The organism is Candidatus Zixiibacteriota bacterium, assembly GCA_014728145.1.
Lineage (GTDB): Bacteria > Zixibacteria > MSB-5A5 > JAABVY01 > JAABVY01 > WJMC01.
This window is the reverse complement of the sequence record WJMC01000054.1, coordinates 1-24,021: the sequence shown is the minus strand read 5'-3', so window position 1 is coordinate 24,021 and position 24,021 is coordinate 1. Positions and strand designations below refer to the sequence as shown.

The 24,021-nt window shown below is 50.4% G+C and carries 21 protein-coding genes; 20 read left to right on the top strand and 1 reads right to left on the bottom strand.

Annotated features, from left to right (window positions below):
- The 7 genes from radA to GF404_03100 form a co-directional block, all read left to right on the top strand.
- Positions 1-1,315 (top strand): DNA repair protein RadA (gene radA, locus GF404_03130; protein ID MBD3381170.1); only part of this gene is annotated, 1,315 nt, incomplete at its 5' end.
- Between the two features lie 18 nt (positions 1,316-1,333).
- Entirely contained in the window at positions 1,334-1,900 is a 567-nt protein-coding gene (locus tag GF404_03125) for a flavin reductase family protein (protein MBD3381169.1), read from the top strand.
- A gap of 2 nt (positions 1,901-1,902) precedes the next feature.
- Complete coding sequence (gene tgt, locus GF404_03120) at positions 1,903-3,033, top strand: tRNA guanosine(34) transglycosylase Tgt (GenBank protein ID MBD3381168.1); 1,131 nt, start codon at positions 1,903-1,905, stop codon at positions 3,031-3,033.
- Positions 3,034-3,173: 140 nt separating this feature from the next.
- Complete coding sequence (gene yajC / locus GF404_03115) at positions 3,174-3,416, top strand: preprotein translocase subunit YajC (GenBank protein MBD3381167.1); 243 nt, start codon at positions 3,174-3,176, stop codon at positions 3,414-3,416.
- Between the two features lie 11 nt (positions 3,417-3,427).
- A complete protein-coding gene (gene def / locus GF404_03110) occupies positions 3,428-3,931 on the top strand; it encodes a peptide deformylase (GenBank protein ID MBD3381166.1) in 504 nt (167 codons plus the stop codon).
- Between the two features lie 2 nt (positions 3,932-3,933).
- Positions 3,934-4,866: a methionyl-tRNA formyltransferase gene (locus GF404_03105; GenBank protein MBD3381165.1), complete on the top strand. Its 933-nt coding sequence runs from the start codon at positions 3,934-3,936 to the stop codon at positions 4,864-4,866.
- Positions 4,867-4,896: 30 nt separating this feature from the next.
- Positions 4,897-6,492: an Rne/Rng family ribonuclease gene (locus GF404_03100; protein ID MBD3381164.1), complete on the top strand. Its 1,596-nt coding sequence runs from the start codon at positions 4,897-4,899 to the stop codon at positions 6,490-6,492.
- Positions 6,493-6,551: 59 nt separating this feature from the next.
- On the opposite strand, the gene GF404_03095 is transcribed toward GF404_03100, so the two are convergent.
- Positions 6,552-8,396 carry a hypothetical protein gene (locus GF404_03095; protein ID MBD3381163.1) on the bottom strand — a complete coding sequence of 615 codons (1,845 nt, stop codon included), beginning with the start codon at positions 8,394-8,396 and terminating at the stop codon, positions 6,552-6,554.
- A gap of 111 nt (positions 8,397-8,507) precedes the next feature.
- Here GF404_03095 and GF404_03090 point away from each other — a divergent pair, with 111 nt between their 5' ends.
- The 13 genes from GF404_03090 to GF404_03030 all read left to right on the top strand — a co-directional run.
- Positions 8,508-10,826, top strand: coding sequence for a peptidoglycan DD-metalloendopeptidase family protein (locus GF404_03090; protein ID MBD3381162.1), 2,319 nt, complete (start codon positions 8,508-8,510; stop codon positions 10,824-10,826).
- A 54-nt stretch (positions 10,827-10,880) separates the two neighbouring features.
- Positions 10,881-11,591, top strand: a complete 711-nt coding sequence (locus GF404_03085; GenBank protein MBD3381161.1) for a rhomboid family intramembrane serine protease — start codon at positions 10,881-10,883, stop codon at positions 11,589-11,591.
- Positions 11,592-11,597: 6 nt separating this feature from the next.
- Positions 11,598-12,728 carry a tetratricopeptide repeat protein gene (locus GF404_03080; GenBank protein ID MBD3381160.1) on the top strand — a complete coding sequence of 377 codons (1,131 nt, stop codon included), beginning with the start codon at positions 11,598-11,600 and terminating at the stop codon, positions 12,726-12,728.
- Entirely contained in the window at positions 12,721-16,155 is a 3,435-nt protein-coding gene (locus GF404_03075; GenBank protein MBD3381159.1) for a DNA polymerase III subunit alpha, read from the top strand. The genes GF404_03080 and GF404_03075 overlap by 8 nt, the downstream gene beginning before the upstream one ends.
- Before the next feature lie 109 nt (positions 16,156-16,264).
- Positions 16,265-16,759: a thioredoxin fold domain-containing protein gene (locus tag GF404_03070; protein MBD3381158.1), complete on the top strand. Its 495-nt coding sequence runs from the start codon at positions 16,265-16,267 to the stop codon at positions 16,757-16,759.
- A 159-nt stretch (positions 16,760-16,918) separates the two neighbouring features.
- Positions 16,919-17,524 (top strand): redoxin domain-containing protein, encoded by a 606-nt coding sequence (locus GF404_03065; protein ID MBD3381157.1) that lies wholly within the window; start codon positions 16,919-16,921, stop codon positions 17,522-17,524.
- Between the two features lie 66 nt (positions 17,525-17,590).
- Positions 17,591-18,553 (top strand): PorV/PorQ family protein, encoded by a 963-nt coding sequence (locus GF404_03060; protein MBD3381156.1) that lies wholly within the window; start codon positions 17,591-17,593, stop codon positions 18,551-18,553.
- Positions 18,554-18,571: 18 nt separating this feature from the next.
- A complete protein-coding gene (locus GF404_03055) occupies positions 18,572-20,368 on the top strand; it encodes a hypothetical protein (GenBank protein MBD3381155.1) in 1,797 nt (598 codons plus the stop codon).
- Between the two features lie 20 nt (positions 20,369-20,388).
- Entirely contained in the window at positions 20,389-21,021 is a 633-nt protein-coding gene (locus GF404_03050) for a hypothetical protein (GenBank protein ID MBD3381154.1), read from the top strand.
- A 58-nt stretch (positions 21,022-21,079) separates the two neighbouring features.
- Positions 21,080-22,114 carry an aminotransferase class I/II-fold pyridoxal phosphate-dependent enzyme gene (locus GF404_03045; protein MBD3381153.1) on the top strand — a complete coding sequence of 345 codons (1,035 nt, stop codon included), beginning with the start codon at positions 21,080-21,082 and terminating at the stop codon, positions 22,112-22,114.
- A gap of 96 nt (positions 22,115-22,210) precedes the next feature.
- On the top strand, positions 22,211-22,534 hold the full coding sequence (locus tag GF404_03040; GenBank protein ID MBD3381152.1) for a metalloregulator ArsR/SmtB family transcription factor: 324 nt from the start codon (positions 22,211-22,213) through the stop codon (positions 22,532-22,534).
- 30 nt (positions 22,535-22,564) lie between these two features.
- Positions 22,565-23,878, top strand: coding sequence for a hypothetical protein (locus tag GF404_03035; protein MBD3381151.1), 1,314 nt, complete (start codon positions 22,565-22,567; stop codon positions 23,876-23,878).
- Positions 23,878-24,021: thioredoxin family protein (locus tag GF404_03030; protein ID MBD3381150.1), on the top strand; the 144-nt coding region annotated here is incomplete at its 3' end. The genes GF404_03035 and GF404_03030, both read left to right, overlap by 1 nt.

Sequence of the window (24,021 nt, the reverse complement as noted above, 5' to 3'; positions counted from 1 at the left end):
CTCCAAGTGGATGGGGCGCTGTTCATCCTGCGGTGAATGGAACAGCCTGACCGAGGAAAAACAGCTCCAGACTAAATCACGCTTAAAATCCCGGTCCGAGAAACGCAAGGTCACCACCTACCGCCTGTCCGAAATTGAAGGCGACCTGAATTACCGGATAATCTCCGGCCTGGGCGAATTCGACCGCACTGTCGGAGGCGGGGTGGTGCCCGGCAGCTCACTCCTGATAGGCGGTGATCCCGGTATCGGCAAATCGACACTGCTGTTACAGTTGGCCGGTAAATTCGGTAATCTGGGAATCCGCACACTGTATATCACCGGCGAGGAGTCACAGACCCAGATCAAAATCAGGGCCGACCGCCTGGGTGTAAAATCCGACCTGATCGATGTTGCCTGTTTGGTCGATGTCGATGAAATCATTGCCGCCTTGAACAAAGAAGACTATAAGATCCTGATCATCGATTCAATCCAGACACTCAAATCACCACAGCTGGAATCATCTTTGGGTACGGTCAGCCAGATCCGCGAATCAGTCGCCACGCTATTGGACATCTGCCAGGTCAAACAGGTGACTTCGTTTTTAATCGGCCATGTCACCAAGGAGGGTGCCATCGCCGGCCCCAAGGTTCTGGAACATATGGTCGATGTCGTCCTGTATTTCGAGGGCGAAAAAAACCACCTCTTTCGCATACTGAGATCCGAGAAAAACCGCTACGGCGCTACCAGCGAGATCGGCATATTCTCAATTGAGGCCAACGGCCTCCAGCCGGTCGAGAATCCCTCGGCTGTATTTTTGGCCGAGCGAAGTCCCGACTCTTACGGCTCGGTTATCGTCGCCGCTATGGAGGGCACCCGCCCGATTCTTCTGGAGCTTCAGGCGCTGGCCAGCCGTAGTTCCTACGGGTATCCCCAGCGGGTCAGCTCCGGTTTCGATCCCAAAAGGCTGGCACTTCTTCTGGCGATCCTGGAAAAACGGGAACGCATACCCTTTGGCGATAAAGACGTCTTCGTGAATATCACCGGAGGGATGAAAATCACTGAACCGGCAGTCGACCTGGGAGTGATCGTGGCGCTGATGTCATCTTTGGAGGAAGTTGCCGTCAAACAAAATTTGATCGTAATGGGCGAGGTCGGCCTTGGTGGTGAAATCCGTCCGGTCGCCAATCTCACACGCCGTCTGGCCGAGGCCTCCCGTCTCGGATTCGAAAAGGCGGTGGTGCCCAGGGGCGCGAAAATCGATAAGAAGCTGAGGTCGCAAATAGAAATCCATCACGCCGGGCAGATCGCTGACGCACTCAGCCTGGCTCTCTCATAAAATCGAAAGGAAACTTCCATGAGTAAAGTCAAGCTCGGACCACAAACTCTCCTGGTACCCTTGCCGGTAACACTGGTGACAGCTCAGTCGGGTGATGAGAAACCGAATATCATCACTATCTCCTGGGTTGGAATCTGCAACTCGGTTCCCCCCATGATCGGTGTAGGCATCCGCGAAAATCGTCACTCGTACCATCTCGTCAAAGACTCCGGAGAATTCGTGGTCAATATCCCCGGCGACGATACTGTTTCCGACGCCGACCTGTGTGGAAATATCTCCGGCAAAGATCATGATAAATTTGAGAAGACAAATTATACCGCCATCCCCGGCGACAAAGTGAAAGCACCGCTTTTGAAAGAATGCCCGATCAATATGGAATGTATCGTGCGCCACACTCTCAAGCTCGGTTCGCATGACTTCTTCGTGGGCGAAATTGTCGAAACGCATATCGATGAAGACTGCTGGCAAAACAACAAGCTGGTAGTCGAAAACGTCAAACCGTTTGCCTACATGACCAAGAAACGTTCATATTACGGCGGATTCTCGCAGATCTTCGGCGACTATGGTTTCTCTAAGAAAGGCTGAGCTTGGCTGATTTTTTTACTTATAGACTGCTTCACAAGGATCCGAAAAGCCGTGCCCGACGGGGTGAAATCAGAACGCCGCACGGCACAATCCAGACTCCGGCGTTCATGCCGGTCGGTACTCATGGCGCGGTCAAGGCGGTCTCCGGCTATGACCTCGAGGAGCTGGGGTTCGATATTATCCTGGGAAACACCTATCATCTCTATCTGAGGCCGGGTGACGATCTGATCGCTGACTGTGGCGGACTGCATCGTTTTAACGGCTGGAAGCGGTCGATTTTGACCGACTCGGGTGGATTCCAGGTCTTCAGCCTGAACGCGCTGGTTAAAATCAGTGAAGAGGGTGTGCTGTTTCGGTCCCATATCGACGGCTCAAAACATATGTTCACCCCCAAAAAGGTGATCGATATCCAGCGCAACCTGCGTTCGGATATAATCATGCCTCTGGATATCTGCATCGAATATCCCGCCTCCAAGTCCGACGCCTACCAGGCGCTTCTGACAACTGATCGCTGGGAGCGGGAAGCCCGCGAGTACTGGGCCGAAGATACGCGCCGGCAGGCCCTGTTTGCCATCGTACAGGGTTCGACCTATCCGGAACTGCGTAAGATCGCAGTCGAGAAATGTATGGATATCGGCTTTCCCGGCTATGCCCTGGGTGGCCTGTCTGTCGGGGAACCGCTGGACCTGATGTATGAGATGACCGAGGTCTGCACCGAAATTCTGCCTGAGGACAAACCACGCTACCTTATGGGGCTGGGGTCCCCGGTCGAACTACTGCAGGCGGTCCGCCGCGGGATCGATATGTTCGACTGCGTTATGCCGACCCGTAACGCCAGAAACGGCACGATCTTTACAGCTGAGGGCAAGATGACTCTGAAGGCGGCTCGCTACAAACAGGATTTCCGGCCGATTGACGAGAACTGCGGTTGTCCGGTCTGCCAAAGGTATCATCGCGCCTACCTGCGCCATCTCTTCAATGTCGGAGAACCGTCTGTTTTGAGACTGGCAACCCTGCACAATCTGTATTTTTTAAGCGAGCTGATGAAAGGTGCCCGCCAGGCTATCGAGGAGGGTAGATTCGAGGCCTGGCTGGAACATTTCTGTTTGCGATATGTTAAAGATTTGGATTAAAAGTGCTTGACAACTTCGTTGCCACGAACCTAACTTGAAGGATTAATGCTTTGAGTTAAAAATTTGGAGGTCAAGTGGGTAGTACGATTCTGGCAACCGCCGCCCAGCCGGGCGGATTAGCAAATTACAGTTTCTTTATTATGCTGGCTTTGATGTTCGGTGTGTTTTACTTTCTGATCATCAGGCCACAGAAAAAACGTGCCCAGCAACATCAGGAAATGATCAACAGCCTGCAAAAAGGTGAAAAGGTGATCACTTCATCGGGAATGATCGGCACAATTTATGCCATCCACGACGAACAGAATAAAGTGGTTTTGAAAGTAGCCGATGAAGTTAAAGTGGAGTTTGTCAAGAGTTCCATTGCAAGTAAAGTTCAAAGTTAGTTATAAATTTTATGGCTGTTCGCGAAATCGTTCGTTATGGCAATCCGGTTCTGCGCAAGATGTCCGAACCGGTTGGAAAAATTGATGACGAAGTTAAGGCTCTCGTGGAGGATATGTATACAACTCTGCGCAGGGCCAAAGGACTGGGGCTGGCCGCCCCGCAGGTGGGTGTAAATCTGCGAGTTTTTATAATCGACCTGACTCAGGTTGATTTTGATGCAGAACCGTTAGTATTTATAAATCCTGAGATTATCGAGCGACAGGGATCAGAGATCGGTGAAGAGGGTTGCCTGTCGTTTCCGGGCCTGTTTTTTGAGGTTGAACGCGCCGAGAGCATTACGGTCGACTATACCGATCTCGACGGCAACCTCAAACGTATGAAGGCATCCGGGCTTTTAGCCCGCGCAGTCCAGCATGAGAATGACCATCTCAACGGCAAACTGTTCATCGATTACCTTTCCGCCACTCAACGCGATCTTATTTCCGGACGGCTCAAGAAGCTTAAAGTCGGCTGAAGATGCGTTTAGTCTTCATGGGAAATCCGCAATTCGCGGTGCCTTCTTTAGAGAAGCTTTTATCTTCCAAGCATGAGGTGGCCGCGATTGTCACCTCACCTGATCGTCCCCGCGGACGTGGAAAAAAGCTCTGCTCTCCCGCCGTGGCCGAATTCGCCCGGCAGAATGAGTTGAATCTCATCCAGCAGGATGACCTCAAAGAGCCTGCTTTCCTCGAGAAGATTTCCAACCTGGCAGTAGCCATCTTTGTAGTAGTGGCCTTTAGAATTCTGCCGGTGGAATTGTTTTCTATTCCTCCCCGGGGAGCGATTAACCTGCACGCGTCGCTTTTGCCCCGCTTTCGGGGTGCGGCGCCAATTCAATGGGCATTGATCAAGGGCGAAAAAAAAACCGGACTGACCACTTTCTTGATCGAAAAGAAAGTCGATACAGGCCAGGTTCTGCTTCAGCAGGAGACCGACATCATGCCCGAGGAGACAGCCGATGAACTCTCAGAACGGCTGTCAGTCATAGGCGCGGAGTTGATAGTCAGAACCCTGGACACGATTGAATCCGGGGATTATCAGCCTCTCGCTCAGGATCCCGCGCTGGTATCCAAAGCTCCCAAGATCAAGCCGGAAATGGGCGAGATCGACTGGACAAAACCGGCCGCCGAAATCGTCAACCTGATTCACGGGCTCTCCTCCAGACCTGGAGCGTATACCGATTTTAACGGTAAACGTATCAAAATTTTCAGGGCCCGTAAGATTACCGGCGAAGGATCATCCAATCTCCCCGGCGAAGTCATCCGGGCCGACACTAATTGCGGCCTGATCGTCAAAGCCGGAACTGATTCCGTGCAGATCAGGGAAATCCAGATGGAAGGTAAAAGACGTCTCCCCTGCCGTGATTTCGTTCGCGGCTGCCCGTTCGAGGCGGGTTCCCGGCTCGGATAAACGCACCTCGGCCGTTGGCAGGAGTTGTCAATGGACCAGCAAATCATCGTCAATGCTGATTTGCATGAGACACGCATCGCGATCATCGAAAACCGTAAACTGGTTGAACTGCTGGTGGAGCGTCCCGATGAGGAACGCAATGTCGGGGCAATCTACAAAGGCAAGGTGGTGGCGGTTTTGCCCGGTATGCAGGCCGCTTTTGTCGAGCTCGGACTCGACCGCACCGCATTTTTGCACATCTCTGACGTCGGTTTCGACACCAGTGCATCTTCCCGTTTCGATTTCGATCTGATCGACGATGAGGACCAAAACGGTGGACCGGAACTGATCCGCAAAACCAAGCGTTCCCCGATCGAAACCCTGATAAAAAACAACCAGGACATCCTGGTGCAGGTGATCAAGGAACCGCTGGGCCAGAAGGGGGCACGTATTTCCACCTCGGTTTCGCTTCCCGGCCGCTTTATCGTATTGGTGCCGAATGAACACCATGTCCGCGTCTCGCGCAAAATCACGAACTGGAACGAGCGCAAACGTCTGCGCAATATTCTCTTCGATCTGAAACCGGACGGTTTCGGAGTAATCGTCCGAACAGAGGCCGAAAACCAGCCGGAAAAGATCCTCAAAAAGGACCTGAAAAGGCTTCTCAAGATCTGGAACCGGATCACGCGCAAATATGAAAAATCCAAACCGCCGGAGCTTTTACACCGCGAGGTCGGAATAACCTCCAGCATCATCCGCGATATTTTCTCCGGTGATACCAACAAACTGGTGGTCGATTCGAAGGACGCCTATAAGAAGATCCTCTCCTATGTCAAGGGAGTTGCCCCTCACCTGAAAACCAGAATCGAGCTCTACAAGGGGGACATCCCGATTTTCGACATCTACAATATCGAGCAGGAAATTGACAAGATGCTGGATCGCAAGGTCTGGATCAAAAAGGGATCTTACATCATCATCGACCAGACCGAGGCTATGGTCACGATCGACGTCAATACAGGCCGTTTTATCGGCACTAAGAACCAGGAGAATACGATCCTGCAGGTCAACCTCGAGGCTGCCCGTGAAATCGCACGGCAGATTCGTCTGCGAGATATCGGTGGCCTGATCGTGATCGATTTCATCGATATGTACAGCCGTGATAACCGTCGCAAGCTGTTCGAGGAATTCAAGCGCAACCTGGCCGGGGACCGTTCCAAGATGGCGATCTCGCCGGTCTCGGATTTCGGCTTGATCGAAATGACAAGGCAGAGGAGCAGACCCTCTCTTCTGCAGACATTCAGCGTGCCATGTCCTTCCTGTATGGGTCTCGGGAGAATTTACTCGCCGGAGACTATCGTGATGAGAATCGAGCGCTGGTTTGCGCGCGCGCGCGCAGGTTCGCATTACCGCAAATTCAAACTCAGGGTCAATCCCAGTGTCGCGGAAATCTTTAACAAAGAGAACAACCGTAAGCTCAAGGATATCTGCCGCAAATACCGCTTCAAGATCGATCTCGAAGTCGATGAGTCTCGCTTCCAGGAAAACTACAGTGTATTCTCGCTCGATGAGAACCTGGATATCACAGAGTTTTACAAGACCAAGGCCGAGATCAACAACCACGAACACGACGCCGAACTCGTGCAATAGAAAAAAAGACGGCCGCTAAAAGCGGCCGTCTTTAATATATTCAATCACTTCCAAACAGATCAGAACAGCCATTTCTGGCGCACATCACGATAATCCTCGATCTTGGCATCTTCCCGAATCTCGGCCGCCCACTGATCTGTGGTCAGGCGCACCTTCTGGGCCCAGAGAGTGTTGTAAATATTGTCGCGCTGAGTTTCAAATTGATCCGGGTTGAAAACCCTTCCGGTCTGGGTAATCACTGCTACTCCACGGCTTGTATAGACCGGCTGGGAGATGCTTTCATCCATCGAGAGGCCGAAGGCGGCGCCGACAAAAGCCGGATCGGATGCCAGCTTAGTAGCGTTATAATCTGTCCTGGTGAAGAAATCGGTCTCGTAAAACTCGACTTCGTATTTGTCGGCTAAGCTACGCAGGTCCACCATACCCTGAGCTTCATCATATATTTTCATAGCCAGCTCTTCCGCTCTTTGCAAAAGTTTCTTACGGCGAAGTTCACGCTCGCAGGTTCGGTAGGCCTCTTCAAATGAAATCACCTGTTCAGGCTGACGTTCCTTTACCCGGGCTACCACGAAACGATAGATATTCTGGTCCTGGTTGGCTACCATGAAGACATCCGAGACAGCGCCCACCTTGTGATTAAAAGCAAATTTGCTGGCAGTCTCGGATTGCCCCAGTCGGCCGGCCGATCCGGTGGCTTTTTGAAACGGTCCGCTCTCCTCTATTGTCAATGCGTACTTTTCGACGGCCTTTTCAAAACCGAGTTCTTTCACATCCGTGCGGAACTGCTGAGCACGGGTGAAATGGGTCGAGAAAGTAGCTCCGGAAGGCCTGATTTTTTTGATTATCTGGTATATATGGACTTCCTCCACACCGTCGTCATTGACTCGTTTGCCCGCACTTTTAAGAATATGCCACCCGGCCGGGGTTAGAATCGGTTCCTGGGCGACTTCACCCGAATCGAGGCTGAATGCCACGCTGTCGATTTCAGGACTGTAACGACCGCGCTGAATCCAACCGATATCACCATAAGTCTGCGTTGCGCGACTGTCATCGGAAATAACCGCCGCCATAATCGGGAAAATATCCTGCTCGGACTCGGAAGCCTGCTGGATCCAGATATTGATATCTGACAGGTCATTGGTATCACTTGAAGTCGGCTGAACATTAAAAGCGACGTATTCCAGGTTAGCGACCGGGTCACGCTTGAAATCTTCCTTGTTTTCCTCGTAATACGCTTTCACTTCAGCCGTATCCAGCGTGATTTCAGGTTCTGTGACCTTTTGAGTCGGAATGTAAATATACTCTACTTTGATCTGTTCAAACTGACGCCGGAACTCATCCATCAGCTCTTCCGGAGTAATCCGGATCGCCGCCCGCACAAGTTCAGCCCACTGCAGCCGCTTGATCTGGGGTCTTTCCTGTTGCTCAACCATTCCCAGGTACTGGGCAAAATTCGGATCGGCCAGAAGCTGACGATATTTCTGCATATCGAACTGCCCGTCGGTCTGTAAATTGGGATCCTGCCACAGGTAACGGGGCGGGTAGTTCCAGAGATATTCAAACATCTCGGTCTTGGAAACCGACAGACCCATTTCGTTAATATGCTGTTCCATGAGGATATCCGTAACCATCCGGTCCCAGGCTCGTTCACGAATCTCGACATTGGATGCCCAGTCAAGGTAAACACTGCCACCCTGGTTCAACTGGTCACTCAGATTCTGTACCAGGTTAGTGTAAATTCGCGGATCGATTTCCTGATCATTTATCTTGGCGATATAACCCTTCTGATCCCCGGTACCAGTACCGGCGATATCCATCCCCCAGGCAAAGAAGATCGTTCCCACAAAGGCGATTGCGACGATAATCAAAAAGGCTTTACTGAAATTTCGCAGTTCCTGCATCATAGTGATTTTCTCCTTTATTTTCAGTCAAGTTTTTAATATATCACTGGTCGAACTCAAAGCAAGCACTTTTTGTTTGAGAACGATGTTAGCTTTACTGCGTATAAGTTCTGAATGCAAGTATCGGATAATATTATGAAATCTTTGTTTTTGATACTGATAACGTCAATTTTAGTTCCAGTTTTAGCCGTTGCCGGCGACTATACCTGGCCACTTCCGGCTTCACGAGAACTTACCTCGAATTTCTGCGCCTTCCGGGGCGGGCATTACCATGCCGGGATAGATATCCGGACTTTCGGCAAAACCGGCTACAAGGTTGTGGCTGTCGACGATGGTTACCTGTGGCGGGTCGGCTCCAATTGGTGGGGCTATGGCAATGTCGTCTACCTCAAGCTCGATAACGGCAATATCGCTGTTTACGGCCACCTCTCTGAATTTACTCCTGAAGTGGAAAAATACGTTCGCGCAGAACAACATAAGGCCGGTCGCTACAAGGTCAACCTGTATCCTGAAAAAGATCTTTTCCGTTTCAAAAAAGGGGAGCTGATTGGCAAATCGGGACAATCGGGAGCAGGTGCACCTCACCTGCATTTCGAAATCCGCGATGCGAACAACAACCCCTTGCATCCCTTTCGGTTCTACTCTTCAGTCAGGGATACACGCAAACCCCGCTTCGAGGAGATCACCTTCAGGCCCCTCAAGGGCTTTGGAAATGTCGAGGGGGCGCATCAGGGCTATTCGGCCAGACTTCGTTACAATCGGGACAGAGGAGTGTACACAAATGCTAAAATCTTCCGGATGTACGGTGAAGTAGGTATAGAAATCAAGGTTGCCGATTATATAAACAACCACAGCCGAAAATTCAATGTAACCGATATTAAGCTCTATCTCGATGACACCCTGAGGTTTCACTCACGCTACGACAGCCTGTCATTCAGCACCTGGAACCTGGTCGACCTCGACTACAATCATTACCAGAGAATTAAAAACAAGCACTACTATCACAACCTGTACTATCCCGACGGCCTGAAATCAGGACAATTCCGTGCGGGTTCCGACTGTCCCACCTGCCGTGGACTTACCCTTGACAGCACGCTGTCCCCCGGCCTGCATGACCTTAAAATAGTTGCTACCGACTCTCACGGTAACCGGGCCAAGGCCGAGGTTAAAATCGAGATTCTGCCGGTTCCAAAGCTTCGTTCGGTTTTTGAAGGCCGCAATAATCCGGCAAATTTCGATTTTTTCACTCACAGCAGTTACTTGTTCCCTGCCCGCTCCGACTACCGGATCGATTTGCTCAAATTCGATCCCGACTCAGTCGGCTTCATCAAGTTTGCCCGTATCAGTTCCGAGCAGACAAATGCCGGTACGATTTTACCATTACAGAATGTTATCGAAACCCTGGAACCGGTAACCGGTGATGACGGTTTTCAGCTTGTGCGAATTGATTTTGCAGATAAAAATGGCATATTTCACCGCGAGCTCCTGGGCTATTACCCTGAATTCCATTCCAATTATATCGATTCCAAGCATCTGAATCAAATCGACTGGATCGAATCGGTGCAGTTTTACTCATCTCATCCGGAAATAGTCTGCGACCCGGCCGGGTTTTATGATTTCATTATTCAAAATGACATAGGGATATCGTTTGTTCAACCGCTTTTATCAGGCGATGACAGGTTGAAATTTGCGCTCAGGCTCGATCGCCCGATTGGATCGTTTCTGGAGGGATTCCATCCTGTTCCGAACCTCTTAAATGACCTTGTAATTCGTAAAGCGGCCTCCGAATCCTATATTTATCACCGGGGCAACAGCGATGCCGAATATATTCGTGAGGGTTTTCGGATCAGGATTCCGAAATCGATACCTTCCGACCTGTTTTTCTCGGTCGGGCACTTTACGGGAAGCAGCTCCGGCCCGTCACTGATTATTCAGCCCGACGATCGCCTGTTTATTGAAAATATCAGCCTCGGGATCAAACTACCGAATACCATGTCAGCGGAAAAAACTGGCTTGTTTACGATTGATCGCAAAGGCAATCCCGGTTTTGCTACAAACGATTTAGATCCTGATGGTTACATGATGGCTGATTTCAGGTCGTTTGGAAGTTTCCAGCTCTTGACAGACACTGAACCGCCGCGAATTTATTCAATTCGTCCCAAAAACGGAAGTTATACAAGCTATTCCAGGCCGAAAATCAGGTTCAGGATAAAAGATGAACTGGCGGGAATCGGCTCCGATACACTGGTAACTGTAACTCTGGATGGACGCTGGCAAGTCTGCGAACTCGATGTGGATAACGATATCGCCTATGTTCATCTCGATCGGGCACTCACTCCGGGCAAACATGAGCTTGTGATTTCAGCCCGGGATAACCTCGGCAATCTGGCGGTAAGAAAGTCGCTTTTTCGATATCAGCCGTCAGGAAATTAATGCTTTATTTCCTGAAGCAGATCAGTATATTGATTTTCGGTGGGTAATTAGGCTATGATTCCATTTAAAGACGACAATCCGCGCGGAACTACGCCGTATGTAACTATCGCGCTGATCGCGATCAATGTGATAGTTTTCATCTATGAATTCTCTCTGGGGCAACGGGGCTTCACCGAGTTTACGGTCAAATACGGCTTGATTCCGGCCGAGCTTATGTCGGGACGTGACCTGATGGCTCCGGAGATGTCGTATCTGTCGACTTCACCCTACCTCAATTTGTTCACCAGCATGTTCATGCACGGCGGATTCATGCACCTGGGTGGGAATATGCTCTATCTCTGGATTTTCGGCGACAATATCGAGGACACCCTGGGCCATGTCTGGTTCGCGTTCTTCTATATAATTTCCGGGATCGCCGCAACATTGACTTTCGTCTTCATCGAACCCTCCGGAGAGGTGCCCCTGGTAGGCGCTTCGGGGGCAATCGCCGGCGTCCTGGGAGCTTACCTGGTACGTTTTCCCTATGCCAAGGTTTACACGCTGATATTTTTGTTCTACTTTATCCGGATTATCCGTCTGCCAGCTGTATTCGTACTCGGCTTCTGGTTTATCTTACAACTGATCAGCGGAACCAATTCGCTGGCAGTATCGCAGAGTGGTGGAGGAGTGGCCTGGTTCGCCCATATCGGGGGCTTCGCTTTCGGCGCGATACTGTTTCTGGTCCTGGGTAAACGCCCGAAGAAAATTCACAGGTTTTACAGGTAACATCATATGAGAAAATTTATCGTTTGTATTTTCATGGTAATCATTCTCTGGTCAACTCAGGGAATGAGCGCGGATCCACAGGTCGACCGCCTTTTCCAGAGCGCGCGCGAGCTCAACTACCAGCGCAAATATGCCGAAGCGATCGATACACTGAAAAAGGCTTATTCGATCGATTCAGAGCATCGCCACACGCTTCTGCTGTTGGGCGAAGTCTATATCAAGATAGGCAACTTCCCGGGCGCACGGCAGGCTTTCGAACAACTCCGTGCAATCGACCCGCACAGTCCGATCGGGTATATCCGCCTGGCCGAAATACACTGGCACCTTGAGAATTATATGACCGCTATGGAATACCTCGAGACCGCGGAAAAGCTATCCGATCCACCGCACGCGGGGGTTTTTCGCTGGATGGGCCAGGTCCTGAGAAGCCAGGATAAACTCCATGAATCCGAAGAAATCCTCTGGGAGGGACTCAAGTACTACCCGGACAATCCCGAAATCCTGGCTAACTATGGCGCTACTCTGCTGTTTCTTCAGGATGGCGCAACCGGAAGTGAATTTATCGACAGCGCCTATGCAGTCGATTCGTTGTCTCCATTTGTAATCAATTCCAAGGTCAGCCTGTTTTTGCTCGGCGGTCGCCTCGATTCAGCCAGGCATTATCTCGACCTGGCAGTCGGCCTCGCACCGGACAATCCGTTCACGCGTAAAAACATGCTTTCCTTTTCAGTCGTCGAAAGCGAAGCCAGCGCACGGCAACTCCTGCGCGAGGGAAATCAGGCATTCACTAAATCGCTCTATCGTCGAGCGGCCGAAAAATTCAGCCAGGCGGTCGAAATCGACAGCACCTTTTTTGAAGCCTGGTTCAACCTGGCATTCTCGTACATCCACCTGGGTGAAGCAGAAAAAGCCGCGCACGCATTCGAACAGGGGCTCATGCTCAAACCGGATTACGCTCCCGGCTATATCGGCTGGGGCGACGCCCTGATCGGGATGCTCGAATACGAACAAGCGCTTGATAAATACAAACAGGCCATGAAACTCGATCCCAACAATAAAGAATATGAGATCATATACGAGGAAGTGCACAGATTAGTGGAAGATCAGAAAAAAAAGGACACATCTCGGGGTGAGTAACGCGGATTTCGTACATCTTCACAACCATACCCAGTATTCTCTTCTGGACGGTGCCTGTCATATCGATAAATTCATAGCCCGCGCGCAGGAGCTAAACTTCGGCGCACTGGCGATGACCGACCACGGAAATATGTTCGGTGCCGTTGAGTTTTACAAAAAAGCTCACAAGGCCAAAATCAAACCTATCATCGGATGTGAAATCTATGTCGCTCCGCGGGAATTGACTAAAAAGGAATCGATTCCCGGCGAGCCCGACGGCGGTTACCATCTTTTGCTTCTGGCAAAAAACAACACCGGTTACAAGAACCTGATCAGGCTGGTCTCGACAGGTTACCTGGAGGGATTCTATCACAGACCTCGCGTAGATAAAGAGCTTCTGGCTCAGTATGCAGATGGATTGATTGCCACTTCAGCCTGTCTGCAGGGTGAAATCTCGTATAAAATCCGCAACAACGATTATAAAGAGGCAGAGAAACTGGCCAAACGATTCGCGGATATGTTCGGCAAGGAGAATTTCTATCTCGAAATCCAGGATCACGGGATCGAGGAGGAGAAAAAAGACAAGCTCGAACTGATCAAAATGGCAAAAAAACTCGGTCTCAACCTGGTCGCCACCAATGACTGCCATTACCTTCATCAGGCCGACAGCGCCGCCCATGACGCCCTGATGTGTATCCAGACCGGCAAGACATTGCAGGATGCTGACAGGTTCCGCTACACCACCGACCAGATCTATGTCAAATCATCGGAAGAGATGAAAGAGCTTTTTGCCGATGCTCCCGAAGCTATCGAAAACACTCTCAAAATCGCCGAGCAGTGCAATGTCGAAATCGAGATGGGCAAGCTCATACTGCCTCACTTCGAAATGCCTCCCGAATTCAATGACCTTGATGTTTACGTTGGCCATCTCTGCCGGAAGGGTGTCACAAAACTTTATCCGGAGGCCGGCGAACGAGTCTATTCCCGCCTCGATTACGAGCTGGACGTGATCAGGCAGATGGGCTACGCCGGTTACTTCCTGATTGTTAAGGATTTTATCGACTACGCCCGTTCGCAAAATATCCCGGTCGGTCCCGGACGGGGTTCAGCCGCGGGAAGCCTGGTTTCTTACAGCCTGGGTATCACCACTATCGATCCCCTCAGGTATGATCTGTTGTTCGAGAGATTTCTGAATCCTGAGCGGGTAAGTATGCCCGATATCGATATCGACTTTTCTGATCGCGGTCGTGACCGGGTGATCGATTACGTTACGGGAAAATATGGCCAGGAAAATGTGGCCCAGATCATAACTTTCGGCACATTGGCGGCACGCGGAGTGGTGCGCGATGTTGGCCGGGTTATGGGAATACCGTATACCGAAGTCGACAAAATCGCCAAGATGATACCGTTTAAGATCGGGCAGACGATAGACGGCGCGCTTGCTGAGGAACCCGACCTGGCCCGGCTGGCCGAGACCGATGAGCGCATCGCTAAGCTTCTGGAATACTCCCGGACACTGGAAGGACTGGCCCGTCATGCTTCAACACACGCTGCCGGGGTGGTGATTTCGCCTGAGCCTCTGATCGAAAAAGTCCCGCTTTTTAAGAGTAACACCGGCGAAGTAACCACACAGTTCGATATGAAATGCTCCGAGGAAATCGGACTCCTGAAGATGGATTTTCTGGGCCTGCGAACACTAACGGTGATCGACGACGCGGTAACAATGATCAGCAAAAATCACGGCGTTGAACTCGACCTGGATAATATCACTCTCGAAGACCCCAAAGTCTATGAGTTGTTCGGACGGGGCGAGACGATCGGCATCTTCCAGTTTGAATCTTCCGGGATGCGTGAATACATGAAAAAACTGCACCCCGAATCATTGGATGACCTGGCCGCCATGAACGCTCTTTATCGTCCCGGCCCGCTCGATTCCGGTATGATCGATGTCTATATCGACCGCAAACACGGCCGGGAAAAGATCGAGTATCTGCACCCGGATATGGAACCAATCCTGAAAACCACCTTCGGGGTCATAGTCTTTCAGGAACAGGTCCTGCAACTGGCTTCAGAACTGGCCGGCTTCAGCCTCGGCAAAGCGGATATTCTGCGCAAGGCGATGGGTAAAAAGATCGCCGACCTGATGGCACAGATGAAAAAGGATTTCATCAACGGCTGTATCGAAAACGATATCGAAAAAAAGCTCGCCGAAGAGATATTTCATCAGATCGAGAAATTCGCACGCTACGGCTTCAATAAATCCCATTCTGTCGGTTACGCCTACCTGGCTTACCAGACGGCTTATTTGAAAGCCCATTACCCCAAGGAATTCATGGCTGCCCTGATGACTTCGGAGATGGGTTCGACCGACCGGATTATCATCTTAAAAGAAGAATGTCGCCGGATGGGAATCGATCTGCTCCCGCCCGATCTTAACCGCAGTATGTCCGATTTTTCTGTTGAAGAAGAATCGATCCGGTTCGGGTTGGCGGCAATCAAAAATGTCGGTAAATCGGCGGTCGAGAAAATCATCACCGAACGATCCGAAAACGGTCCCTTCAAAAGCATCTTCGATTTCACAGCCCGAGTCGATATCTCGGCCGTCAACAAACGCATGATCGAGGCCATGGTGATGGCAGGGGCTCTGGATTCACTGGGCCCGGATCGGGCGACTTTACATGGTACAGTAGAAAATGCGATCGCCTACGGGCAGTCACGGCAGATTGACCGCAACCGCGGGCAGACCTCGCTCTTTGGCGAATCGGAAAGCCTTATGATAAATCCCGAACCTCGTCTGGCCGAGGATGTGAGCTGGACACGCTCGCAACTTCTGGCCCATGAAAAGGAATCACTCGGTTTCTATATTTCCGGGCACCCGATGGACAAGTACCGCCCCCAGCTGGCGCTTTTCGGCACCTGCAATTCAGAGAGTATTGACGAACTCCCCGACAACGCCCAGGCCGCACTGGGTGGTATAATTACCCGGCTCAAAATCAATATCGACAAGAAGGGACGGCAGATGGCCTTCGTCTCAATCGAGGATTTCACCGGAAGCCTGGAGGCGATCGTATTCTCCGACCCATTCGAAAAACATAAAAAACTGCTGATCCAGAGCAATATGCTGTTTTTTACAGGCCGGGTTTCCAAACGCGAGGAAGAAAAAGCCAAACTGATGGTAACCGACGTAAAATCCCTGGAATCTCTGGCCAATGAAAACGTCAGCCTGACATTGACTTTGACAGTTTCGGCCCATAAGCCGGAATTGATCGACACGGTCAAGAATTTACTTACACGCTTTCCCGGCAAGACTCGTGTGGTTTTTCGAGTCAGAACCCCGGAAGAGATAGTTGATGTCGTTGCACCGGAACAGGTTAACCCTAACGGCGAGTTGATGGACGAACTTCTCGATATGCTCGGTAACAACAATCTGATACTGACAGCCGGATGAGTTCTGGAACCTATCGAGACCTTTTCTGTTGAAGAAAAGGGATTGATTTTTTAGGGAATTTATATAGATTAAAAAAAACTTCAAATATACACACCAGGAGAGAATTTCTATGACTCTTAAAAAACTCGGCCTGATTGTTCTCACTTTCGTTATTGTCACTGGATTTATCCTGTCTTTGAATGCTGGTGATAGCAAAGACGGCAAACCAGCGATCAAGTTTTACTCCTATGAGGAAGGGATCAGGAAAGCCTCCAAAGACAGCGTTCACGTGGCCGTCTTTTTCGAAACCACCTGGTGCGGTTACTGCAAAAAAATGCACAAAACAACGTTGACCGATGAAAGAATCATCAGCATGCTAAACGAAGATTTCGTCGCGGTTCAAGTCGACGGTGATCGCCAGAAAAACCTGGTCAGAGATTACGGTGTGCGCGGTTATCCATCGACCTGGTTTCTGAAGCCGGACGCTTCCAAGATAGCACCTGCACCGGGCTACTGGCCGACTGAGGATTTTTACTGGCTTCTGCGCTATATCAAAGATTCGGCCTATGAAAAAGAGCAATTCAAGGCTTATGTGGATCGAAAGAAAAAAGAAGAACAGGGTTAAATTTCTAATCGAGATCGATTAAAAGGGCAGTTAGCCATAACTGCCTGTTTTTTTTGAATACACCGGCCTCATCTATCACTTGCCATCGGGAAAGTTTAGTATTACATTCGTTCGATATAGTTGATAAAATCTGGCAAATTATAAAACGGGGATTTCAGTATGAGTAAACTGTTTGTAATACTATCCGTATTTATGATCCTGGTCGTACTGGCCTGCGGTTCCAATCAAAACGGTGAAGACAAGACCGGCACCGAAGCAAAAGACAGCATTGAGGCGGAGATTTCGGAAAACATCGACACTACCGGAATGCTCCTGACGCGCGACTCGGTGCAGAAATATTACGAAACTTTCATACTCGGCCAGGCGCCTGACATCAACTTTTTCGACCTCAACAGAACCTCCCTGAAATTGAGCGAATATGATGAATACTTGAAACTATTAGTCTTTTGGTCGACGAATTCGATCCCGAGCCGTGAGCTTTTGGACACGCTGGCTGGCGTGCAGAGAGATATGCGTGACAGCGGTCTGATCATACTGGCGCTAAACGCCGACATCATCTCCACCGAAGTCCTCGAAGAATTCGCTGATATTAACCGACTGCCCTTCCCGATTTTGTATCCGCAGAACCGGGACGCGATCGCGGCCTATGGTGTCGGTGTAATGCCCAGCGCCTACCTGATCGACCGTGAGATGAATATCGTCGCGCAGTTCAGCGGTGTGATTTCCGGAGAAAAAATCAAACATATCAGCAATCTGTTTTTATAATCAAGAGAAGGCTGGTTGAGTCGTATTCTTATGTAGTGGCAGTTTAATCGCTCTAAACGCGGAGATATGCAGTTGAAACAATATCCAGCGGGACCTGTAACGACCATACTGATGGTCCTGGCCTTACTTGTCACGGTAGCCGATCTTCCCGCCGCCAAGTATGCTGGTGAGCCGTTTTACCTCGGGGTCGGAGCTCAGGCTCTCGCTATGGGTGGTGCTTTTTCAGCGGAGGTTTCCGATGTCACTTCGGGCTTCTGGAATCCGGCCGGGCTGAGCGGAGTCAAACTACGCCAGGTCGCGTTTATGCACGCTGAGACTTTTGGCTCGCTTCTAAACCATGACTACCTGGCGGGAGCGTTCCCGCTCGACACAGCCAAAAACCGTACCCTGGCATTCAGTCTCACCCGTCTGGGTGGAGGTGGAATCAAAATCGCCGAATGGCAGGGGGAGATCCCCACTGTTCTGCGCGAGGAGAGCCATGCCGACTACCAGCTGATCGCTTCGTATGCCTTCAAATACAACCACCGCCTGTCGATCGGGCTGAACGCCAAATTCATTTATCGAGATATACCGACTTCTTCTGCCTATGGCCTCGGGGCGGATCTGGGCCTGAGGTATAAGATCGCAAACAGTTTAAGAGCTTCTCTGTTGATCCGGGACTTCACTACCACCCTTTTGGCCTACGACACCGGTACAAAGGAATCGATCTACCCGACGGTGATCGCCGGTTTGAGTATTCGTCAGGAATTCGACGATTTCAGTCTGACATTGACAGCCGACGGCGACTTCCATTTCGAAAACCTGCGCGACAACGCCCAGTACTGGAGTGGTTCTGTTTCCCTGGACACTCACTTCGGCGCGGAACTCGGTTTTCTGGATAAGTTGTTTGCCCGGGCAGGTTACGATACCGACAAGCTGACTTTGGGAGGTGGCCTGAAACTGTTTCCATTTCAAGTCGATTTTGCCTATCTTAGCGATAATGACCTGGACGATTCTTTCAGGGTTTCAGCCCTGTTTTTCTGGAAATAAGCGGAGGAACTTATCACCATGAAAAAACTGATTCTGCTTCTGCCTGTTTTAATCTTATTATCTCTCACTGCCTGCAAAGAAAAACCGTTACCTTTTGATAATTTCAACAGCGATGGCGATATCACCGACAGCCTTGCGCCTGTTGCGCTGGTGGGCACGGACACGATCACGCTCAATGAATTCAACCAGGGACTAAACGATGATGGTTTTCATCGCAAGGATTTTACAGATACCCTGGCGTTTAAGGCCGAAACCCTGAAACGGCTGATTTTGGATCATGCCGCCCGTTTCAGGGCCCCCGACTACCCTATCGAGATCGATCGTGAATTACAGGTGCAAATGGATGATCATCTCAATGCAACCTTGCGATTTATCCTTTTCGAGAACGAGATAAAATCGCGAATCGAAATCAGCGATGAGGAAATTGAACAATTTTATGAAGCCAACAAAGAAAGCTTTAAAGTTCCCGCCACTGCCAGCGTCGCTCATATACTTGCCACGACCGAAAAAAGTTACCTGACCAGCAAGCTCGACCTGGGAATCGCGCTCACAAAAGAAGTCCGTGATTCGATAGCGCGGGCGAAGATGGATATAATCGTGGCCGAACTCGAATCAGGCAGACCTTTTGAAGAGGTCGCCCGGGACTATTCCGATGATTCAGTTTCGGCCCAAAACGGCGGTATGCTCGATTTTAAGATCAAGGAAGGCGATGCCGCCTACTATTTCGATTCAGTCGTCTTCAAGGAACCGATAGACACCTTCCACGGTCCTGTCGAAACCACCTATGGCTACCATATGGTCAAAGTCCATGAGCGGGTGCCGGAGTACTATTACGATCTCGACTCCTCGCTCGAGGCCCATATCCGTGAAGTGATCGAACAAAACAAAAGCCGTGGGCTGGCGGCCGAGTTTTTCGACAGCCTGCACCAAAAAATAGATATCAGCTTTAATCCGGCATTTTCAGATGGTACTGATCACGAACTTTCCGATGACGACTGGGCTATCATTATCGATAGCGCTGACACGGTCGATATGTTCGTCTTTCGCGAATATGCCGAGCGCGAAGAAAACCGACTCCAGAGAGACTCTCTGACCATGCGTATCAAGCATGAACTGCTGTCACGAATGGCCGACCTGTGGATGCTTTCCTACGAATCTAAAAAACGTGGCAATACGGAATCTCCGGAATATGTAAAAGCGCATGAGGAGTTTCTCTTCCGCGAAAAGCTCAAACGGTTAAAAGCCGACCGCGCTCCAGGCAATATCGAGCCGACTGAAGATGAGATGCGTGCCTATTATGAAGCTCACAAGCATCAATACACCGAGGACAGCATGCTCGCCATTCAGCAACTGGTGGTCGAAGACCGGGCGGTGGCGGAACAATTCAAGACCCGGGTCGACAGCGGTGAGAATTTCCAGTGGGCGGCCATGGATTACGCGCAGGGGGAAACCGAGGATATCAAGCGTATGACTATCAATCTGGGATGGATCACCCCAGCCGAAATCTCAGCCGACTTCTTCAAAAAAATCTATAAGTACGAAATCGGCAGTGTCACGCCGCCGATAAAATCCGACTGGGGATGGCATGTCGTTAAAATCCAGAACAAGACCGGCATAAAAGACTTCAAAGCGGTAAGGGTCGAAGTACGCAAACAGATGCTTGCCCAGAGAAGACAGGCTTTTGTAGATGAGTGGGAAGCGTATGTTTTAGCCGATCTCGATATCAAAATCGACTATGAACTGTTCAGGGATTTCCCGTTCACGGTAGACTGGTTACCCCGCCCGGATATACAGAAGATGATGCGGGGATTTTAAGCTTATAAAAATTGAGGCATATGCTGTCTGAGTTTGAAGCGCGAAATGACGGAAAAGAGATCTCATATTTTCAGGAAGCGGCCCGCAAACTTGTGCATGTCTTCAGCCTGGTCATTCCGATTTTATATTTCTTTACTTCCCGCTCGACTACGCTTCTTATTCTGTTACCCGCCTGTGTTCTGTCGATCGCTTTTGACCTGATCAGGTTTACAGGCCATGACCTCTGGAACAGGTTTCTGGCCAAGTACCTCGGTTTCATGCTCAGGCCGACTGAAAAGATCGGTTTTTCCGGAGCCAGCTATATTCTTACAACAGATTTCCTGGTGATTTTGATGTTCGACAAAGCGGTCGCAATCAGCGCGATTGCTTTTATCGTTTTGGGTGATGCTTCCGCCGCGCTTATCGGACGACGCTGGGGGTTTCACAAGTACGGCAACAAGTCAATAGAAGGCTCTCTTGCCTTCTTTATATCCGCCGCATTGGCCGCTTACGGATTTCACCTGATCTACGGCGATGCGATTCCCTATATAGTCGGGCTCAGCGGAGCGCTGGTAGCAACCTTGGTCGAAGCATTTACGACCCGCTCCGACGACAACATGACCGTCCCGATCGTTTCCGGCCTGTATATGCAGGCTTTCCTGGCCTTTATTTAGCTTGACACCTGAGCGAGCTGTCTCTATCCTTTAAATTATTCTTTGAAAGGAGCACCCTGTGAAATATATCGATTTACGTTCCGATACAGTCACCCGTCCATCCGATAAAATGCGTGAGGCGATGGCATCTGCTGAAGTCGGTGACGACGTTTTCGGCGATGATCCCACTGTTAAAGCGCTTGAGAGAAAAGTCGCCGGTCTGCTGGGCAAGGAAGCCGCCTTGTATGTCCCCTCCGGCTCCATGGGTAACCTGGTTTCAATCAAGACCCATACGATTCACGGCGAGGAAATTATCTGCGAAGAAGGCTGTCATGTGCTCAACTACGAAGCCGGAGCGGTCTTTGCCGTCGGTGGGCTGGTGGCGCACACATTCCGCGGCCATCACGGCACCTTCACGCGTGAGCAAATCGAACCTTACATCAAAAAGAAAACACTGCACACTCCCCCGACCCGGGTAATCGAGATTGAGAACACCCATAACCATGCCGGCGGAACTGTCTTTCCCCTGGACGAAATCGAGAAACTACGAAAACTGGCTGATGAACATGATATCTGCATGCATCTCGACGGCGCACGGCTCTGGAACGCCCATATTGCCACCGGGATCGCTTTCGAAAAATACGCCGGGTATTTCGATTCAGTTTCGGTTTGTTTCTCCAAGGGATTGGGTGCGCCGATCGGATCGGCAGTGGCCGGTTCGGCAGAATTTATCGCTAAAGCGAGACGCTTCCGCAAAATGTTCGGTGGTGGTATGCGTCAGGTCGGTGTAATCGCGGCGGCGGCGATCTACGCTCTCGACAATAACCTCGAGCGGATGGCTGAAGACCATAAAAACGCCCGCAGACTGGCTGAAGAACTGTCCCAAATCAATGGCATCGATATCGACATGGAGACAGTCCAGACGAATATCGTAATCATGGATATCGCTCCCTCAGGAAAAAGCGTTACCGACGTGCTGGCAGAATTGCAACAGCAGGGAGTACTGGCAGTGCAGTTCGGAAATACCCTGATCCGCTGTGTCGCTCACCTGGATGTAAACTCCGACGATATCGAAACAGCGATCGACTGCTTCAAAAAAGTCTTCTCAAACTGAGTTTAGATTAATTCTATCGCTGATCTAAAATATACTTGACAGGCCCGCTTATTTGCATATTTTGCCAAATAACAAACATAGAAGGAGATAGGGGATATGGATAAGAAAACACGAGAACTGTTCGAGGCCCGGGCTGATATCATCAAGGCCCTGGCGCATTCAACCCGCCTGTTTATTGTCGCTCAGCTGGATTCAGAGGAGATGTGTGTCTGCAATCTGACCGAACTGGTCGGATCGGATATCTCGACTGTCTCCCGTCATCTGGCAATTCTGAAAAAAGCCGGGATAATCGCTTCTGAGAAACGGGGTACACAAGTCTGGTACAGCCTTCGGATGCCCTGCGTTTTGAATTTCTTCAGCTGTGCGGAATCGGTTTTGGACTCGAATGCCAACACTCAACTCAGGGTGTTGAACAGGTAGCATAACGCAACTGGATTTCGGAGAGAGTGGATGAACCTGAGATCTGAATGGAAATCGTTTCTTCTTATCATCGCCGTATTTTTGCTTTTCTTCTTTTTACCGGTAGAATCGACGAGAATGCAAAATGGAGTGGTCGAAGCATTGGCTTTGGCCAAATGGTATGCCCGTGAGCATGTCATCCTATGCCTGATCCCGGCATTTTTTATCGCGGGTGCGATCGCGGTCTTCGTCAGTCGGGCCTCGGTCATGAAATACCTCGGAGCTAAAGCCAGTAAAATCGTTTCCTATGGTGTAGCTTCTGTCTCCGGAAGTGTGCTGGCAGTCTGTTCCTGTACTGTTTTACCGCTTTTTGCGGGGATTTATCGGATGGGAGCAGGTTTGGGACCTGCCACTGCCTTCTTGTATTCCGGCCCGGCGATCAATGTACTGGCGATGATTCTGACCGCCCGTGTGCTCGGAATCGAAATCGGAATCGCCCGGGCTGTGGGGGCGATATTATTCGGGATCGTTATCGGACTTCTGATGAATCTCATTTTTCTAAGAGATGAGCAGGAAAAAAATCGGGTTAAGATGGCTCTGCCGGATGAAGAGGAATCCCGTCCGCTCGGCAAGACCGCCATGTATTTCGCGGCTATGATCGCGATACTGGTATTCGCCAACTGGGGTCAACCGGAAAACTCTTCTGGATTCTGGCTGGCCGTCTACAATCATAAATGGCTGATCACCTCGCTTTCAGCAACCGGATTGGGACTTATCCTGTTATTCTGGTTCAAGCTCTCTTGGGTAAAGATTTCTCTCACTGCAATTATCACCCTGATTCTGGCGCTGGTTTTTCCGGAAATCCCCCTGATTCCATTTTCAACCGCGGTAGCCGGACTGTCGGTCATTCTTATTGGTCGTGATGATGAGTCAGGAAGGTGGTTTTCTGAAACCTGGAGCTTTGCCAAACAGATATTGCCACTGTTGTTCGTCGGTGTACTGGTCGCCGGACTTCTTCTGGGACGACCGGGGCATGAGGGACTGATTCCACCTGAATGGATATCAGAATCAGTGGGTGGAAATTCGCTCTGGGCCAACCTGTTCGCATCCGTAGTGGGAGCTTTCATGTATTTTGCCACCCTGACCGAGATACCGATTCTGCAGGGGCTTCTGGGAAGCGGGATGGGGCAGGGACCGGCACTGGCACTGCTTCTGGCAGGACCGGCTCTGTCGCTACCCAATATGCTGGTGATCCGCTCGGTAATCGGCACAAAAAAGACGATCGTGTTCGTGGTTTTGGTGGTAGTCATGGCAACAATATCCGGGATGATATATGGAAATATAATCACACAGGAGAATTTATAATGAAAATCGAAGTTCTGGGGCCTGGATGCCCCAAATGCGACCAGCTGGCTGAAAATGTCAAGCAGGCCGCTGATCAGGTCGGAATCGAATACGACCTTGAGAAAGTAGCAGATATCACCGCGATTACCGCCTATGGTGTGATG

Coding starts and splice junctions, on each gene's coding strand:
- GF404_03125 (MBD3381169.1), top strand. CDS start 1,334: ATGAGTAAAGTCAAGCTCGGACCACAAACTCTCCTGGTACCCTTGCCG.
- yajC (MBD3381167.1), top strand. CDS start 3,174: ATGCTGGCTTTGATGTTCGGTGTGTTTTACTTTCTGATCATCAGGCCA.
- def (MBD3381166.1), top strand. CDS start 3,428: ATGGCTGTTCGCGAAATCGTTCGTTATGGCAATCCGGTTCTGCGCAAG.
- GF404_03105 (MBD3381165.1), top strand. CDS start 3,934: ATGCGTTTAGTCTTCATGGGAAATCCGCAATTCGCGGTGCCTTCTTTA.
- GF404_03100 (MBD3381164.1), top strand. CDS start 4,897: ATGGACCAGCAAATCATCGTCAATGCTGATTTGCATGAGACACGCATC.
- GF404_03095 (MBD3381163.1), bottom strand. CDS start 8,396: ATGATGCAGGAACTGCGAAATTTCAGTAAAGCCTTTTTGATTATCGTC.
- GF404_03090 (MBD3381162.1), top strand. CDS start 8,508: ATGCAAGTATCGGATAATATTATGAAATCTTTGTTTTTGATACTGATA.
- GF404_03085 (MBD3381161.1), top strand. CDS start 10,881: ATGATTCCATTTAAAGACGACAATCCGCGCGGAACTACGCCGTATGTA.
- GF404_03080 (MBD3381160.1), top strand. CDS start 11,598: ATGAGAAAATTTATCGTTTGTATTTTCATGGTAATCATTCTCTGGTCA.
- GF404_03070 (MBD3381158.1), top strand. CDS start 16,265: ATGACTCTTAAAAAACTCGGCCTGATTGTTCTCACTTTCGTTATTGTC.
- GF404_03065 (MBD3381157.1), top strand. CDS start 16,919: ATGAGTAAACTGTTTGTAATACTATCCGTATTTATGATCCTGGTCGTA.
- GF404_03060 (MBD3381156.1), top strand. CDS start 17,591: ATGCAGTTGAAACAATATCCAGCGGGACCTGTAACGACCATACTGATG.
- GF404_03055 (MBD3381155.1), top strand. CDS start 18,572: ATGAAAAAACTGATTCTGCTTCTGCCTGTTTTAATCTTATTATCTCTC.
- GF404_03050 (MBD3381154.1), top strand. CDS start 20,389: ATGCTGTCTGAGTTTGAAGCGCGAAATGACGGAAAAGAGATCTCATAT.
- GF404_03040 (MBD3381152.1), top strand. CDS start 22,211: ATGGATAAGAAAACACGAGAACTGTTCGAGGCCCGGGCTGATATCATC.
- GF404_03035 (MBD3381151.1), top strand. CDS start 22,565: ATGAACCTGAGATCTGAATGGAAATCGTTTCTTCTTATCATCGCCGTA.